This window comes from Paenibacillus sp. JT22N12 (genome assembly GCF_056269365.1).
Window position 1 is genome coordinate 78300 of record NZ_JBWDNU010000006.1, and the last position, 17471, is coordinate 95770.

16 protein-coding genes are annotated in these 17471 nt (G+C 50.1%); 9 read left to right on the forward strand and 7 right to left on the reverse strand.

Features of this window, described 5'->3' with window-relative positions; translation table 11 throughout:
* Window positions 1-91: 91 nt before the first annotated feature.
* On the reverse strand, window positions 92-970 hold the full coding sequence (locus tag AC0YOA_RS21835) for a LysR family transcriptional regulator (protein WP_475767118.1): 879 nt from the start codon (window positions 968-970) through the stop codon (window positions 92-94).
* Between the two features lie 195 nt (window positions 971-1165).
* On the opposite strand from AC0YOA_RS21835, the gene zwf reads away from it, so the two are divergent.
* The 6 genes from zwf (at window position 1166) to AC0YOA_RS21865 (ending at window position 9513) form a co-directional block, all read left to right on the forward strand.
* Window positions 1166-2689, forward strand: a complete 1524-nt coding sequence (zwf, locus tag AC0YOA_RS21840; protein WP_475788403.1) for a glucose-6-phosphate dehydrogenase — start codon at window positions 1166-1168, stop codon at window positions 2687-2689.
* Complete coding sequence (gene tkt, locus AC0YOA_RS21845; protein ID WP_475788689.1) at window positions 2673-4670, forward strand: transketolase; 1998 nt, start codon at window positions 2673-2675, stop codon at window positions 4668-4670. The genes zwf and tkt overlap by 17 nt, the downstream gene beginning before the upstream one ends.
* An 81-nt stretch (window positions 4671-4751) precedes the next feature.
* Entirely contained in the window at window positions 4752-5417 is a 666-nt protein-coding gene (gene fsa, locus AC0YOA_RS21850; RefSeq protein ID WP_210040097.1) for a fructose-6-phosphate aldolase, read from the forward strand.
* Between the two features lie 41 nt (window positions 5418-5458).
* The gene (locus AC0YOA_RS21855; RefSeq protein WP_475788404.1) at window positions 5459-6808 is read left to right on the forward strand and encodes a glucose-6-phosphate isomerase; all 1350 of its coding nucleotides are present in this window, start codon (window positions 5459-5461) and stop codon (window positions 6806-6808) included.
* A 16-nt stretch (window positions 6809-6824) separates the two neighbouring features.
* A complete protein-coding gene (gene gndA, locus AC0YOA_RS21860) occupies window positions 6825-8237 on the forward strand; it encodes an NADP-dependent phosphogluconate dehydrogenase (protein WP_475788405.1) in 1413 nt (470 codons plus the stop codon).
* 454 nt (window positions 8238-8691) lie between these two features.
* Window positions 8692-9513, forward strand: coding sequence for an alpha/beta fold hydrolase (locus tag AC0YOA_RS21865; RefSeq protein ID WP_475788690.1), 822 nt, complete (start codon window positions 8692-8694; stop codon window positions 9511-9513).
* A gap of 235 nt (window positions 9514-9748) precedes the next feature.
* Here AC0YOA_RS21865 and AC0YOA_RS21870 read toward each other — a convergent pair whose 3' ends face one another.
* From AC0YOA_RS21870 to AC0YOA_RS21880, 3 genes are all read right to left on the reverse strand, one after another.
* On the reverse strand, window positions 9749-10888 hold the full coding sequence (locus AC0YOA_RS21870) for an NADH:flavin oxidoreductase (RefSeq protein WP_475788406.1): 1140 nt from the start codon (window positions 10886-10888) through the stop codon (window positions 9749-9751).
* Between the two features lie 38 nt (window positions 10889-10926).
* Window positions 10927-11877, reverse strand: coding sequence for an MFS transporter (locus AC0YOA_RS21875; protein WP_475788407.1), 951 nt, complete (start codon window positions 11875-11877; stop codon window positions 10927-10929).
* 190 nt (window positions 11878-12067) lie between these two features.
* Window positions 12068-12682, reverse strand: a complete 615-nt coding sequence (locus AC0YOA_RS21880; protein WP_475788408.1) for an FMN-dependent NADH-azoreductase — start codon at window positions 12680-12682, stop codon at window positions 12068-12070.
* A 164-nt stretch (window positions 12683-12846) separates the two neighbouring features.
* Here AC0YOA_RS21880 and AC0YOA_RS21885 point away from each other — a divergent pair, with 164 nt between their 5' ends.
* Entirely contained in the window at window positions 12847-13515 is a 669-nt protein-coding gene (locus tag AC0YOA_RS21885; RefSeq protein ID WP_475788409.1) for a helix-turn-helix transcriptional regulator, read from the forward strand.
* A gap of 9 nt (window positions 13516-13524) precedes the next feature.
* Complete coding sequence (locus AC0YOA_RS21890) at window positions 13525-13830, forward strand: hypothetical protein (protein WP_475788410.1); 306 nt, start codon at window positions 13525-13527, stop codon at window positions 13828-13830.
* Window positions 13831-14034: 204 nt separating this feature from the next.
* On the opposite strand, the gene AC0YOA_RS21895 is transcribed toward AC0YOA_RS21890, so the two are convergent.
* Window positions 14035-15219, reverse strand: a complete 1185-nt coding sequence (locus AC0YOA_RS21895; protein ID WP_475788411.1) for a cytochrome P450 — start codon at window positions 15217-15219, stop codon at window positions 14035-14037.
* Window positions 15220-15427: 208 nt separating this feature from the next.
* Between AC0YOA_RS21895 and AC0YOA_RS21900 the strand changes: the two genes are divergently transcribed.
* Window positions 15428-15973 (forward strand): SRPBCC domain-containing protein, encoded by a 546-nt coding sequence (locus tag AC0YOA_RS21900; RefSeq protein WP_475788412.1) that lies wholly within the window; start codon window positions 15428-15430, stop codon window positions 15971-15973.
* Window positions 15974-16147: 174 nt separating this feature from the next.
* Here AC0YOA_RS21900 and AC0YOA_RS21905 read toward each other — a convergent pair whose 3' ends face one another.
* Window positions 16148-16900 carry an SDR family NAD(P)-dependent oxidoreductase gene (locus AC0YOA_RS21905; protein WP_475788413.1) on the reverse strand — a complete coding sequence of 251 codons (753 nt, stop codon included), beginning with the start codon at window positions 16898-16900 and terminating at the stop codon, window positions 16148-16150.
* Window positions 16901-17007: 107 nt separating this feature from the next.
* Entirely contained in the window at window positions 17008-17451 is a 444-nt protein-coding gene (locus AC0YOA_RS21910) for a MarR family winged helix-turn-helix transcriptional regulator (protein WP_475788414.1), read from the reverse strand.
* Window positions 17452-17471 lie beyond the last annotated feature (20 nt).

Consider the following 17471-nt stretch of genomic DNA (forward strand, 5'->3'; position numbering starts at 1 on the left):
AAGGGTTTGGCGGTTTTGAGCGTGTTATAGATTCATTCAGGCACAGCTTATTCTGCAATTGAAGCATGATCCTCAACGATTATATGAGACGCTATCGAACCAGCTCAATAAACCTGCTTGCTGTGCTGGAAAGCGGCATATTGCGCATAATCATCAGCCCCACATGAGAAGGCGGCAGCCGCACGTCCAGCTGAATCTCGAAGAGGGAACCCTCTTCCAGCTCCTTCGATACAAATTCCCTGGTCACATAAGAGATTCCAAGACCCTTCCGCGCAAACTCGATGAGAAGATCCACGCTTCCGACCTCGATCTCAGGCTTGAGAGTATAACCGTAGCTTTGAAATAATTCCGTAATGGCCATTCGCGCCCGGCTGTTGCGCGAGAATAGGATGACGGGGTACTGGAGCAGCATATCCAGCGATAGAACCACATCCTTTAGCTCGGCATAACGGGCCCCCGCTACAAAGCAATCCTGCAGCTGGATACTTTCCCGCACCTCAAGCTGGGAATCGCCGATAGGCATCCGAACGACGCCCAAATCAATTCTGCCTTCTTTTAAGAAAGCGATGATTTCCGGCGTCGTTCCATGGTTCAGGTGAAGCCGGATGCCGGGATGCTTCTGATGAAAATCCTCCAGGTAGGGAAGCAAATAATGCTTGAACAGCGAATCGCTTCCGCCGATCCGCAGCTCGCCGCTGTCCAGATTTTTAAGCGCGGCCATTTTTTCTTCAGCCAGCGAAATCAAAATCTGGGACTGCTCAATATAGGAATACAGAATGGCGCCTTCTTGCGTCAGCGCAACGCCTTTGGAATTTCGGTAAAACAGCGTAATGCCGAAACTGTCTTCCAGCTGTTTGATGGCGTGGCTGACGCTCGGTTGGGTAAGATATAAGGCCTTGGCAGCCTGGGTCAAACTGCCTGTCTTCGCAGCCCAATAAAAAACTTTGTACAATTCGTAATTATTGGTCATAGACGTGGTCTATAGCTCCTGTCAAATATATTAATTACACGTATAGATGATAATCGTATTATAGTGGAAATACGAAAAAGAAACCAGAGCTTGCGGATTGGAAAGCAGTCATGCTGCCCCAATGCCGGACGATCAAGCATAAAACAACTGACGATCGTCCTTCGGCGGAAAGCTCTGATGGAAGGAGAATGAAAAATGGATCCAACAACCTTTGTTTTGTTTGGAGCGACAGGGGATTTAGCCAAAAGAAAAATTTACCCTGCCTTGTATAATTTATTCGTCGATCAGAAGCTGCCTGAATCCTTCTCCTTGATTGGTCTTGGAAGAAGAGAATGGACTGATGAATCCTTTCAGGCAAATGTCGAGCAGTCTCTTCGTATGTTTTCCAGACGCGAACCGGACGATTCCGCATCGATGCAAAAATTTCTCAGCGCGTTTCGTTACAGCGTTTTGGATATTGGCCGTAAAGAGGATTACCAGAAGCTCCTGCAGCTGGTCGAACAGCGGGAAGAAGAGCTGCGCATTTCGCCGAATCGCCTGTTTTACTTATCGGTTGGCCCTGAATTTTTTGAAACGATTGCAGCAAACATCGGGGAGAGCGGGCTTGGTTCCGCGGATGGCTGGAAGCGTCTGGTGATCGAGAAGCCTTTCGGTCATGATTTGCAATCCGCCCGGGATCTAAATCAAAAGCTGAGCAAAGATTTTACGGAGGAAGAGATTTTCCGGATCGATCATTATCTCGGCAAGCCGATGGTGCAGAAGCTTGAGATTCTGCAGCAGTCCAATCCGGTCATCCATGCGCTTTGGACCAACCGTTACATTGCCAATGTGCAGATTACCGCAAACGAAACAGTCGGCGTTGAAGAAAGAGCGGGTTATTACGATCATGTTGGCGCAGTAAGAGACATGTTCCAAAACCATATGCTGCAATTGCTTATGATGCTCACGATTCACCTCCCGAACAACAGCAGCTCCGAAAGAGTGCGCTTCAAGAAGAAAAAAGTGATGGAAGACCTCGAGCCCATTGAAAAACAGAATGTGGCCGCCAACATCATCCGCGCACAATACAAAGCGGGAACCATTCAAGGGAAACCGGTCATCGGTTATACTTCCGAACCGGGAATTGCGGCTTCATCCATGAACGATACGTTTATTGCCGCCAGACTGCAAATCGATGATTTCTTTTGGCGCGGGGTTCCTTTCTACATCCGGACAGGCAAAAGAATGAAGGAAAAATCAACGCGGATCGTCATTGAGTTCAAAGAACCGCTGAAGTCCTCCCAGGCCGACGAGGATAGCAAAGTGCCTAATCTTCTCGTATTTGAAATTAGTCCGAACGAAGGCATTACGCTTCAATTAAATACAAGGGATCCCCACCATAAAGGGGAGTTTACACCCATTAATATAGATTTTCACACGAGCAGGGACGATGTTCCCGAGGCTTACGAAAATTTGATTTTCGACGCTCTGCACGGAGACCCCACGTTCTTCGCGCATTGGGACGAAGTCGAATTGTCCTGGAAATGGGTTCAACCGGTTCTCGAAGCATTCGAGGAGAATCTGGTTCCGCTTCATCTGTATGCAGCGGGTACTTACGGACCTGTCGAGTCCGACGCGCTGCTGGCGGAGGATGGCTATCATTGGTGGTTTGATGCCAAACCTGAACAAGAAATCGAATTAAAAGAGGGAGAACAATATGTCTATCACAAAAACAATTGATCAGTTAGCAATCGATACGATCCGTACCTTGTCAATCGACGCCATTAACAGCGCCAACTCCGGTCATCCAGGTCTGCCAATGGGAGCAGCGCCGATGGCATATACGCTTTGGTCCAGACTGCTCAATCACAATCCCGGCCATGCGAAGTGGTTTAACCGCGACCGTTTCGTTCTTTCTGCGGGCCACGGTTCAGCCTTGTTGTACAGCCTTCTGCATTTGTCCGGCTATCAGGTAACGCTTGATGATTTGAAGCAATTCCGCAAGCTGAACAGCAAAACGCCGGGACATCCCGAATTTGGGCACACGGATGGCGTAGATGCCACGACAGGTCCTCTGGGACAAGGGATTGCCATGGCAGTCGGGATGGCGATGGCCGAAGCTCATCTGGCCTCGAAATTCAATCAGAACGACTTCCCGGTTGTGGATCATTATACGTATGCGCTCGTCGGCGACGGCTGTTTGATGGAAGGGATCTCTTACGAGGCGATGTCCATGGCAGGACATATGAAGCTGGGCAAATTAATCGTTTTGTATGATTCCAACGACATCTCATTGGATGGAGCACTGAACCTTTCCTTCGGGGAAAACATCCAAAAAAGAGCTGAATCGGCTCATTGGGAATATCTGCGGGTCGAGGATGGCAACGACGTTTCGCGAATTGCTGAAGCAATCGCGGCGGCCAAGCAAAACGATTCGCAGCCAACCATTATCGAAATCCGGACAATTATCGGTTACGGCAGCAAGGTAGCCGGAACGAACAAAGCGCACGGCAATCCGCTGGGCAAAGATGAAGCCAAGGCAACCAAGGCAGCTTATGGCTGGCAGTATGAGGAAGAGTTCACCGTTCCGGCGGAAGTCAAAGCTCATTTCGACCAGCTTAAACTTAAAGGCGCGGCCAAAGAAGCAGAATGGGACCAATTATTCGCTTCTTATAAAGCGCAGTATCCTCAGCAGGGCAAGGAGCTGGAGCAAGCGATCGACGGCTCCGTACTGCTTGATGCGGCAAATATTCTTACCTTCGACGCCTCCAAAACCGTTTCAACCCGTATCGCGAGCGGAGAAGCGATCAATCATTACGTGAAAACTGTTCCTTCTATTTTTGGAGGCAGCGCGGATTTATCGCATTCGACGATGACGGATATCGGCGGAGAGCAAACATTCGCCGTTCAATCCTATTCAGGACGCAATATTTACTTTGGCGTCCGCGAGCATGCAATGGGCGCAGCCGGCAATGGCATGGCGCTGCATGGAGGCATTAAACCGTTCGTCAGCACCTTCTTCGTATTCAGCGACTATTTGCGCCCGTCCATTCGCTTGGCTGCGCTGCAAAAGCTGCCCGTGACTTATGTCTTTACCCATGATTCCATTGCCGTCGGGGAAGATGGACCTACGCATGAGCCCGTCGAGCACCTGGCTGCACTTCGCACCATTCCCGGACTTACGGTCATCCGGCCAAGCGACGCCAACGAAACGGCAAGCGCGTGGGCTTATGCCCTGCAGCAAAATGAAGGCCCGGTAGCTCTGGTGCTGAGCAGACAGAATCTGCCCGTATATGAAGAAACCAAAGCCAATGTTGACAAGGTAGCGAAGGGAGCATATGTTCTGACGGAAACGGGCGGTCAGCCGGACGTCATCCTGATCGGAACCGGATCCGAGGTTTCTCTTGCCGTAAGCGCCAAGGCGGAGCTGGAGCGGGACAATATCTCTGTACGCGTCGTCGCTATGCCGAGCAGAGAGCTGTTCGACCGTCAATCTGCCGCCTACAAAGAGAGCGTGCTTCCTGCTTCCGTCACGAAGCGGCTGTCCATTGAAGCAGGCATTTCACTCGGCTGGGAGCGTTATACGGGACCCGCTGGCAGCGTTTTGTCTATCGATACGTTCGGCGCTTCAGGAGCAGGCTCAGCAGTTATGGAATACTTTGGTTTCTCCCCGGCTAATGTGGTTCGCTTGACGAAAGAATTACTGAATAAAACGAACTAATGATAATAAAGAAGAAACGGCTGCGCAGCCGCATGTTATTAAATTCAAAAATCAGCAACTAAAAAACGGAGGTAATCAACTATGAAATTTTTTATTGATACTGCAAATGTGGAAGACATCAAAAAAGCGTATAAAATCGGCGTTTTGTCCGGCGTTACAACAAACCCTTCTCTGGTAGCCAAGGAAGGCGTTAAATTCGAGGACAGGATTGCGGAGATTCTGCAGTTGGTGCCCGAGGTTGAATCCGTTTCTGCCGAAGTAACGCCTGACGCTCTGACGGCCGAGGAAATGATTGCGCAAGCGAATGAACTGATCAAAATCAACAATAACGACAAAAACATCACCATCAAGCTGCCGATGACGCTGGCCGGTTTGGAAGCCTGCCGCTACCTGACCAAAAAAGGCGTCAAAACAAATGTGACGTTGATTTTCACGGTGAATCAGGCACTCTTGGCTGCCCGCGCAGGCGCTACCTATGTATCTCCGTTTCTCGGCCGCCTGGACGACATTTCGGAAGACGGCGTTCAATTGATCGTAAAAATCGCGGAATTGTTCCGCACGCACAAGCTGGATGCGCAAATCATAGCGGCATCTGTCCGCCATCCGGATCACGTGACCCGCGTAGCCATGGCAGGCGCACATATTGCAACGATTCCCTTCGCGGTTATCGAGCAAATCTCCAAACATCCTCTGACAGATCAAGGAATGGAGAAATTCGCAGCTGATTGGAAGAAAACAACACTTTAAGATTCGACCAAATAAATTTAGGATCAAAGGAGATGTTCCATATGGCTGTTTCATTTGATTATTCCAATGCATTATCGTTTATCGGGCAGCATGAAGTGGATTACTTCAGCGAGTTTGTGAACGCGGCTCATCATATGCTTCATGAGAAGAAAGGACCCGGATCCGATTATCTGGGCTGGGTGAATCTGCCGCTTCAGTATGATCAAGAGGAGTTTGCGAGAATCAAACAGGCTGCCGAGCGTATTCACAGCCATTCCGACGCCTTGATCGTCATTGGCATTGGCGGTTCCTATCTGGGCGCAAGATCCGCGATCGAAGCGTTGTCCCATACGTTTCATAATCAAATGGACGGGAATACCCAGGTCTATTTTGCCGGACAAAATATCAGTTCGACATACATCACCCATTTATTGGAGCTGCTGGAGGGCAAGGACATTTCCCTGAATGTCATTTCCAAGTCGGGAACGACGACGGAGCCGGCAATCGCATTCCGTATTCTGCGAGATTATATGGAGAAGAAATACGGCAAAAGCGAAGCGCAGAAGCGTATCTTTGCCACAACCGATTCCTCCAAGGGCGCATTAAAAAAACTGGCCGATGAAGAAGGCTATGAAACCTTTGTCATTCCCGACGATGTTGGCGGACGCTATTCCGTGCTTACAGCAGTAGGACTTCTGCCCATTGCCGCTGCAGGACTCGATATCGATCAAATGATGGCGGGAGCCGCAGCCGCAGCAAAGAAATACAATAATGCCGATCTTGCCGCCAATGAGAGCTATCAATATGCGGCCGTCCGCAATGCTCTTTACCGCAAAGGAAAGTCCATTGAGCTGCTGGCTAATTTTGAACCGTCCCTGCATTTTGTTTCCGAGTGGTGGAAGCAGCTGTTCGGCGAAAGCGAAGGCAAAGACCAAAAGGGGCTTTATCCCGCATCCGTCGATTTCACAACCGATCTGCATTCGATGGGCCAATATGTCCAGGAAGGCCGGCGCGATCTCATCGAGACGGTCCTCTCGGTGAAGAAGCCCCGGATTGAGCTGACCATTCAGGAGGATTCGGGCAATCTGGACGGATTGAATTTCGTCGCGGGCATGACGATGGACGAAGTGAACAAGAAGGCCGCCCAAGGCACCCGCCTTGCCCATGTTGACGGAGGCGTGCCCAATCTGATTGTTGAGCTGGATGAGCTGAATGAATACACGTACGGCGAAATGGTGTACTTCTTTGAGAAGGCATGCGGCATCAGCGGCCTGCTGCTCGGGGTGAACCCGTTTGACCAGCCTGGCGTAGAAGCATACAAGGTCAATATGTTTGCACTACTGGGCAAGCCTGGATTTGAAGCGCAAAAAGCCGAGCTCGTGAAGCGTTTATCTGCAGCAGGACAGGAATAACAAGGAGGGAATAACAATGAGCAAACAGCAAATTGGCGTGGTTGGATTAGCCGTCATGGGTAAAAACCTGGCCTTGAATATCGAAAGCAAAGGATTCTCGGTTTCTCTATATAATCGTTCAGCCGAGAAAACAAATGAACTTGTGGCGGAAGCGCAAGGAAAGAATCTTGTAGGCACGTACAGCATCGAGGAATTCGTGCAGTCTCTTGAGACGCCGCGTAAAATATTAATCATGGTCAAAGCGGGACAACCGACAGACGATACCATTAATCAGCTCGTGCCATATCTGGATCAAGGCGATATCCTGATCGACGGCGGAAACGCCTTTTTCCCTGACACGCAAAGAAGAAATAAAGAGCTGCAGGCACAAGGCTTCCGCTTTATCGGCGCAGGCGTGTCGGGCGGGGAAGAGGGTGCGCTGAACGGCCCTGCGATAATGCCTGGCGGGCAAAGAGACGCCTATGAGCTGGTAGAGCCTATCCTGACCGCCATCTCGGCCAAAGTGAACGGCGATCCTTGCTCCACCTATATCGGAGCAGACGGCGCAGGCCACTATGTCAAAATGGTGCACAACGGCATCGAATACGGCGACATGCAGTTGATTGGCGAAGCGTATCATTTGCTTAAGGATGTATTGAACTTGAATACAAGCCAGCTGCATGACATTTTCACCGAATGGAACAATGGCGAGCTGGACAGCTATTTGATCGAAATCACGGCCGATATTTTCGCGAAAACAGATCCGGATACAGGCAAACCGATGGTGGACGTGATCCTCGATTCGGCAGGGCAAAAAGGAACTGGAAAATGGACAAGTCAAAGTGCATTGGACTTGGGCGTTCCATTGTCCATTATTACCGAATCCGTATTTGCCCGGTTTATCTCTGCAATGAAAGAAGAACGTACGGCCGCAAGCAAACGGCTGAATGGCCCTGCGGCAGCAAGCTATGACGGCGATCCCGGGGAATTCATCGAAGCTGTCCGCAAAGCTTTGTATACCAGCAAAATCGCATCGTACGCGCAGGGCTTTGCGCAAATGAGAGCTGCTTCCGACGCATACAACTGGGATTTGAACTATGGCAGCATTGCGATGATATTCCGCGGCGGATGTATAATCCGTGCAAGATTTCTACAAAATATCAAGGATGCTTATGACCGCGACCCGGCTCTGAAAAACCTCCTTCTGGACGAATACTTCGGCGGAATCGTGGATAACTACCAGGAAGCCTGGAGAAAAGTCATTTCAGTTGCCGTAACCAGGGGAATACCGGTTCCTGCTTTTGCTTCCGCTCTGGCATATTACGACAGCTACCGCACAGAGAGACTGCCGGCTAATCTGCTGCAGGCGCAAAGGGATTATTTTGGGGCTCATACATTCGAGCGGGTTGATCAAGAAGGAAGCTTTCACTTTCAATGGATGAAAAATTAACGGATAACCGATCATTGGAATATTAATATCATTAATTAGCTGCAAAAAGAGCACTCCTCCCGGATACCATGAAGTTTCCGATTTCATGGTATCCGGCACAGGGGTGCTTTTCATGTTGTCACCTTCCAAGGAAGGAATCACTGGTTGATTCATAATAAAAGAAAATCTTTTCGAATGTGTCGATTTTGCCGATATTGGATCGTCGTCTTAATAGAGGCCGGGGTTTCGGGTAACTAATTTGAAATTAGCAGAACAATTGAACGCCTGTAATCAACTCGGCGTGCTGCCGTCTGCACCTGAAACGGGATAGGATAAACTGAAGCACTGAAGCACATGCAGTCTGGGCGGTCAGTAAAGCATACCCGGATCACGTAAAATGGCGGCAGCTCAAGGATCTGCCCGTGGTTTGAAGAAACTCACATTAAATAATCTGCAGCAGCAAAGGAGATACATGATGAACACAGTAATTTCAAGAGACGGCACCAGAATCGCTTATGACAAGGTTGGACAAGGTCCGTCACTCGTATTGGTAGCAGGGGCGTTCAGTTACCGCAAATTTCCGGGACAGGTGCAGCTGGCCGGTCTGTTGTCAGAGCACTTCACGGTCTACAATTACGACCGGCGCGGCCGCGGCGACAGCGGAGACACCCAGCCGTATGCCATAGAGCGCGAGATTGAGGATCTACAGGCCATGATAGAAGAAGCCGGCGGATCGGCAAATGTTTGGGGGTTGTCATCCGGGGCGGTTCTTGCCCTGCAGGCAGCGGCAAAGGGGTTGAATATCACAAAGCTGGCCCTGCATGAGCCTCCATTTGTGGTCGATGCAGCGGACCGCAAGCCGCCCGAAAATTTCCTTATACATGTTTCCGGGCTAATAGCTGCCAATCGCAGGGCTGAGACCATCAAGTACTTCATGACCCAGGGCATGGGCGCTCCTTCATTCGTTATCAGCTTGATGCGCATTATGCCAGGCGTTTGGTCCAGGCTCATGGCCGTTGCCCATACGCTCCCTTACGATGCGGCCTTGTTGGATGGATATATGGACGGCAAGCCGCTGCCTGCCAGTTTATGGAGTGCGGTCACGATGCCAACGCTCGTGCTCGAAGGCACGGAAAGCCCGGCATCATTGCGTCATGGCGCCCAGGCGCTGGCGAACATACTTCCCAATGCGCAGCTGCTGAGTAAAAAGGGACTCGGCCATACCAAGAAGCTCGCTGCACATCTAATTGCGGCGGAGCTTACAGCCTTCTTTGGCCCAGGCGGCAAGGGGAATTAGCTGTACCTTTGACCGCTCTCCAGGTGAAGAGCCAGGTGATTGAAGACTGGAGCAGTTCTGCTGTACAGCGAATCGAGTGGAGCTGAAGAATATACCAAATGAATCAGCGGCGGCGAACAGGGCTGTCTCAAAGGTCATCAATTGACCTTTTGAGACAGCCCTGTTTTTTGCTCTGGAAATGCTGACGTAAATCGGCTGAGCGGCAGTCTCTATCCTCATGCCGGACTCTCCGGCATTATATCAGAGTTTTTAAAGCATCCGAGGTGAAAGGGTTCAATTCTGCCCACCGTCCACCACGAACTTTCAAGACCCATTCCGGATCCGCCAACAACGATCGTCCAACCGCTACAAGATCGAATTCATTATGGCTCAACCTTTCGATCAAGTCTTCAATACCGGTTGTCCCGGTCACCTTTCCCGGCATTAATGAACTCATGAATTCTTCTTCAAGGCCAACTGATCCAACGGTGATCACGGGTTTTCCCGTGATAGCCCGGACCCAGCCCGCCAGGTTCAGGCTGGAGCCCGCAAATTCCGGCTCCCAGAACCGTCGTGTCGAGCAATGGTAGGCGTCAACGCCAGCGGCTGTCAGCGGCTCCAGGAACGCAGCCAATTGCTCCGGCGTGTCCGCCATCCTGGCGGTAAACGATGAAATTTTCCATTGCGATATGCGAAGCATGATGGGGAAATCGGGTCCAACGGCTTTCCTGACGGAAGCAATCACCTCGGCAGCGAAGCGGGTACGCCCCTCGTAGTCATCACCGCCATACCGGTCCGATCTCCGATTGGTCTGTTTCCAGAAAAATTGATCGATCAAATAGCCGTGCCCGCCATGGATCTCTATACCGTCGAACCCCAGTCTCTTTGCGTCTGAAGCGGCATTGGCATATGTATCAATAACGAAGCGGATATCCGTTTCGGTCATAGGCGTGGTTACCGGATTGCCGTACAGATCGAGACCGGACGGTCCAATTGGGAGTGATTCCGGATTTGGCGAATGCAAGACCGACCGGGTCATGCCAACATGCCATAGCTGGGGGAAGATAAGGCCGCCTGCTTCATGTACTTGCTCAACGACAGCGGACCAGCCGGCAAGCGCAGGACCGTAGAAATGGGGAACATTCGGATTATCCGCTGACGAAGGATGGTTAATAACCGTACCTTCCGTAATGATCAGTCCTACGCCATTCTCTGCACGGCGCCGGTAATAACGGGCCACATCAGGTCCGGGTATGCCGTTCGGCGAGAATGCTCTTGTCATAGGCGACATGACGATTCGATTCCGCAGCTCCAAGTTGCCAAGCGTGAACGGAAGAAATAAAGGCTGAACGGACGGGTGGACGGGTGGGGCGTCTGATTCTGAATATCTGCTCATGGGCAGGTCCTCCTTGAGTGGATGCAGTTTATTTTATATCAAAGATCAGGCTTGAAGCCGGGGGATGCGGGTGTTTCTTTGGATCGCTGCTCCAGCTTCATGGGACCGACCGTTAGGGCAGCGGCTGTGCCGATGATGGATACGCAAAGCGAAGGGATAAATCCTTGCGTGATCGCATGATCCATCGCGAGCTTATAGTAGGAAACAAGCTCAGGGTCAAAGTATTCCTTATACCGGAATACGGTTTCGGGATCCATTGGATTAAGGGCCTTGTCTGAACCCGGAATCAGATGGAATAAGGAGGCTGCCGTATTGACCGACAATTCCATGTGGGAATTGACGATTACGGCCGTGACCGAGGCGCCCATAACGCCGCCTATTCTTCTGCTGAACCCGATAAGCGAAGCGGAGACTCCAATGAATTGTTTTTCGACACTGTATGAGGCGGCGTTCTGGCTGACACTGTTGAGCGGACCGATAACAAATAACCCGAGAATGACGACAAGGCCGATGATTTGCCAAAAGGGCACATCCTGGTTCATATTCATGAAAAGCAAGGAAACTCCGGCTCCAAGCGCCATATTGACGAACATGACGGTTCGAAACCGAAAATGAGTCTGGAAGAATCCGATCAGAACAGCGCCGCCAATCATGGAAAGCATCAGTGGGGTCAACAACAGATTCAATTTGCTTTCCCCGAGTACATAATTGGCATACAGGGGCAGGTAAGACATCGCGGAGAAGATGAGTGCGTCTTGGCAAAACACGACGATGCTTGTACCGGCCACCATGCGGTTTCTGAAAAGCCGGAGCGGCAATATCGGCTCCTTAACCCGCCGTTCCACAACGTAGAACCCGATGGCCGCCAATGCTGAAATAATGAATAAGCCGACAATCCACCAGGAACCCCAAGCATAGTCTTTTCCGCCCAATTCAAGCGCAAGCATGGAAGAGACTGTCGTGATGACAATCAGCAGCGCGCCGGTCACATCGATTTTGGGTTTTGTCTCCGACCGGGATTCCCGGAGCGTGAAGAGCAGTGCAACAGACGCTTGCCGATACGATCGAGTTATCCAAAGCTGTCAGCACAAATCCCAGAGCGATGGACAATAGAATAATGCCCTTTTTTGTTCTATCAAACAAGTTTCCTCCACTCCGAAATTCAACTGCGCAGCACCATTAGAACATTTTTGCCGCCCGATCTGTATTCCGGAGCCCTTCCGCAATAATCGCCCGGCTGCGGTCTGGATATTGATTATGCCCCTCAATCACAATCGTTGTAATGTCACGGATACCGAACACCTGCAAATGCTTCTTGACGAAATTAACCGCAAGTTCCTCCAGATCTCCATATACTCCGCCTCTGGCATTTAATAGAGCCACCTTCTTGGCGGTTAATAGTCCAACCAGACCTTCGGCTGTGTACTGAAAGGTTTTACGCGGTTGATGCAGATAATCCAGATACGTATGCAATACAGCGGGAACCGTCAAATTCCATAGCGGGAAGGCAATGACTACTTTATCGGCAGTCAGAAACTGCTCCAGATGTTTGCGGACGGATGTTTGCTCGGCTTGTTCTTTCGGGGTAAGTGCCAGGCCGTTGGCGAATTTGTAATTCCCCGTAATCATCGTGTCTCCCAAATAAGGCAGTTGTTCTTGAAACAAATTTACTTGCATGATCGGATCGTCCGGATGCGCTTCCTTGTAGCTGTTCAGGAACGTGTCGTACATTCTCACACTTACCGAATGCTCCGCTGGTCGGTTGTTCGCTTTAATAAACAATGTGGCAGCCAATTTTATTCCTCCGTCCATGATTAGTTTTGATACCAATTACTTTATAAAGTTTTTATTTTACAAACCAAATTTATCCTGAGTCATTTACTTTGTCAAGATTTTTCTTTACAATGTGGAGCATGCAGGTAACGTTCGGAAATCAAGTCATTGGAGGCAGTTCCATCATGAGTAAGAAAGATCAGTCATCCGTAACATCCACTCGAAGAGCGATTGTAACATTGCTGAAACAGCACGGGCCTATGGATGCCATTACATTAGCGTCCAGGCTGACATTGACAGGGATGGCAGTGCGTCAGCATTTATATGAGCTGCAGACCCAGCAGGTCGTTGAATATGAAGAAGAGTCCCGCCCTATGGGCAGGCCGGCCAAGATATGGAAGCTGACATCCCAAGCCAATCTCTGGTTTCCAAATGGATACCAGCAGTTATCGGTCGGCTTGCTTGGCGCCATAAGAATGTCATTCGGGGACGAGGGAATCGGGAAGGTACTGGAATCTCAAAATCATACAAAAAAGATTCAATACCAAGAGCTTATGTCCGGTGCAGCCGGCCTGCGGGACAAGCTTCAAAAGCTGTTCACGCTCCGCATGAACGAGGGATATTTTGCCGAGGTTCAAGAGCTGGAGGATGGCAGCTTTTTATTTGTGCAGAAGCACTGCCCGATTCTGGAGGCCGCCGCAGTATGCAATGGTTTTTGCCGTAACGAGATGGAACTCTTTCAATCCGTGCTGGGAGACCATGTGCTGATTGAACGGGTTGAGTATCTTTTATCAGGCGGCACCCGCTGCGCTTACCGGATAACGGAATTGCACAAAGAGGTCATTCCATTCTGATATGAGATTATGAGGAGGGGGCAGCATGCGTTTGAGGAATATCAAATTAACCAATGGTTAGAGAATATAACAGCAGATGAGCAAGCTGAAATCAAACGTGCATTCAGTATGCAATATAACGTCGATATTGGACTTAAACCAGAGGAACTAGCCTCTTTGGATATGGAACTCTTGCTCCCGTTGAGAGATTTAATCCGCGGAATTGTGCTGACTAAGACGAATAAGCCGAATATGCAGGCAGCTTATAACTCTTTGCGTTCACGAAAATTACCACGTAAAACGGAGTTTGGAGCCGTCAAGGACTCGGATGAATAACTGAAATACGATCGATACTACATGTTCAGAAAACTTGAATATGGTATTTTTGGAATAATATATAGGTTCAAATGTAAGAACGGCTCAATCGCAAAACGATGCGAAGTGAGCCGTTCCTGGTTTGTGTGTAGCCATCCGTTATAGTTAATCATTTACTATCATTTGAAAGATGACCTGAGCATACTTTACATAGCCGCACGCATACTAGCTTTGGGGGGCGAAACGAAGCGGCAGGCTCTTTACGCCATGTACGATAAATCCGCGTGCCGGCTCCAGCGGCTCCGTGTTTTGCCGGGCAAGCTCCGGCAGTCGGTTCCTGACCGCTGTCAGTGCGACTTTGGCCTCCAAACGAGCGAGCGGCGCCCCGAGACAAAAGTGGATGCCTTGGCCGAAGGCCAAATGCGCGTTGGATTCCCTGGATATATCAAAACGGGCAGGTTCGTCAAACTTTGCTTCATCCCGGTTGGCAGAGCCGATCCATGCCACAACGCGTGTTCCTTGCGGGATCGTTTGGCCTCCGACCTGCACATCCTGTTTGGCGGTCCGAAACATGGCCTGCACAGGAGAACGAAAACGGAGCACTTCTTCAATGGCATTGGGCAGCATTTCCGGCCGGGATACAAGCTTGTCCCACTCAGCGGGATGCTCCAGAAAAGCAAGAACGGCATTGCCAATGAGATTAGTGGTCGTTTCATTACCGGCTACCAGCAGCAAGCGGCAAAAAGACAGGATGTCCGATTCCGACAGATGAGAGTTTCCTTCTTCTGCTGCCAGCAATGTGCTGACCAGATCATTTTGAGGCTGGACCCGGCGCTGCGCGATGATGTCTTTGAAATAGTCGTTCATCTCCATATGCGCCTGACGGGATCCTGCTTGGCCGCCGCCGATTATGGCATCGGCGCCCGCCACGATTTCATCCGACCATTCCTTGAAACGATCACGGTCTGCGGCAGGCACTCCCAGCAGTTCAGCAATCACAATAACGGGAAGCGGATAAGCAAAGTCTCTGATCAGATCAAGTTCGCCAGTATTGGCGTTTTTATCCAGCAGCTCATTCGCAATCTCTTCAATTCTTGGCTCGAGAGCGGCGACGGCTTTTGGAGTAAACGCGCGATTTACTAATGAACGCAGGTCTGTATGCCTTGGAGGGTCGGTAGTAATCAAGCTGAATCCTTCTTGCTTTTGTTCAGATGGTTCTGCAGCCTTGGCTTGGCCATTCGGTCCCGAGGAGAAATGGGCATGGTCGGTCAGTACCGTTTTGACGTGATCATAGGTAAACACGGACCATAACTGAAGCGACTCCATATACGCGACGGGTTGATTTTTTCTGAACATCTCATAAACAGGATACGGATTTGATAAAAACTCAGGAGATAGTAGATTAATCATAATCGGACACCATCCTTTGAGAAAGTTTCTGACAACTAGGAATATACAGGAAAGTATCCGGAGATACAAACTTTAGAGCATGAGGAGCTTCGCGCTGAAGCATTCTTCCTATCAATATGGCAGCTATTTACTAAATATATTCCTTTACAGGAATATTCCATTTAGGGTATATTGTAAACAGGAATACTGCTGCTTTGATTAATCTTGAATGGAGGAATTTGAAATGACTGAAAGCTATGCAGCAAAGAACATGACAGCGAAAATGGTAGATAACGAACTGGTAATCACACGTGTCTTTAATGCGCCTCGCGAGCTTATGTTCAAAGTATGGTCCGAGGCTGAGCATCTGAAGCACTGGTGGGGACCGAAGGGATTCAACTGGGGTTACGCTGAACTGGATTTCCGTCCGGGCGGTTTTTTCCATTACAGTATGCAATCCCCGGATGGTTACCTAATGTGGGCCAAATTTATTTATCATGAAATTGAGGCACTGGAGAAGATCGTTTGGGACAACTGTTTTTCAGATGAGGAGGGCAATATTGTCCGGCCAGACTTCAGCGATCAGTTCCCGCTGAAAATACGCAATGTTCTGACCCTTGCTGAAAATGACGGCAAAACCACCGTTACCCTGCGCGGCGGTCCGATCCATGCAACCGAGGAAGAACGAAGCTTCTTTGCAGGCATGTTCGAGTCCATGAAGGAAGGCTTTGGCAATACTTTCGATCAGCTCGAAGAATATCTGGCGAAGGTTTGACGGGAATTCATTAATATCCCGAAGGATGAAGGTAAGCCATTCTTTCAAATAATTGCAATAGCAGAGGAGCTAGCCCTAAGGCAGCTCCTATTTGGATTATGAATAGACAATACGCCAATTTCTTATACGGTGCTGGAAGGTATGAGAAAGTGGGGGGACAGCATAGGGGAGAGGTCAGGCAATCACAAGCCCGCCGTCAACCGCGATGATTTGTCCCGTGATCCAGCTAGCCTCCGGAGCGGCCAAATTCACAATCCAGCGTGCTACATCATCCGGCTCTCCACGGCGGCCGAGCGGAATAGCCTGGCGCTCCTGCTCCTTGACGGCATTGATTTGCTCATCGGAAAGTCCCATCCGCTCGCGGAGGAAATCCGTCTCGACCGGCCCGGACGCAATGGCATTCACGCGAATGCCCTTCGGGGCAAGCTCAAGCGCCCAGCAGCGCGTCAAATGCTCCAAAGCTGCCTTGCTCGCGGCATAAAGCGACAGCCCGGCAGCCGCCTTGCTTCCATAGGTACTGGACAAATTGATAATTGTGCCTTTCGTTTTTTCCAGGTACGGGATGGCGGCGGCAGCAAGCAGTGTTGGGCCGGCGACATTGACGTTGAAAATATCGGAGATCGACTTTGCATTTGCTTGGATGAGCGGCTGGAGGTTGCCGCCACCTGCATTGTTGACGATGACATCGAGGCGCCCCCAATGTTCGATGGCCGCTGCGACCGTCCGGGCAGCCGAATCCGGATCGCTTGCATCCGCCGCAAAACCCTTAATGCCCGGGTTGCCGGCCGATATTTCTTCCAAAGCAGCTTTTCGCCGCCCGGTGACGAGCACCTTTGCTCCATTTGCAGCAAACAGCTTTGCCGCTGCAAGTCCGATACCCGCGCCGCCACCTGTGATAATAACAACCTTGTCTTCGAGTGTATTCATATATTTCTCCTCTATTTTTAAATTTTTCAAGCACCGCTTGACCCATAACTTCTTGTCCAAATCAAAAGGGGCTTCCGCTCAATTTCGGCGGGTAGTGTGAGTTGCGTCTAAAACAACTTTTTCAGCAGTCCTTTTAACTGCTCCTGTTCTTCTATGGTGAGCTTGCTGCCAACATTCCGGGTGATCGTCTGCTCATAAACAGGCCATACCTGCGATATCACATCATGACCCTCGGATGTTAAACTAACAAAAATCCGTCTCCTGTTGGAGGGGTCGAATTCTCTTTTGATCCGGCCCGTTTGCTCCAGCGCATTTAATAAATTACTTATATTGGCCCGTGTAACAGCAAGATCGTCGCTTAATTCGGAAGGGAGCATCGCTCTTCCTCCAGACTTCAGCGCCACCAGCAAGCACCATCGGCCGAGCGTCAGCTCGAAGCTCCCCAGCTGCTCCTCCAGCTGTTTAACCAGATGGTGATTGGTCTTATAGAGAGTCAAAAAAACATCAACCGACATAATCGGCTGTTCAAACGGATCCCATTTCCCGTTCATATAACCTCCCCGCAGCCTGT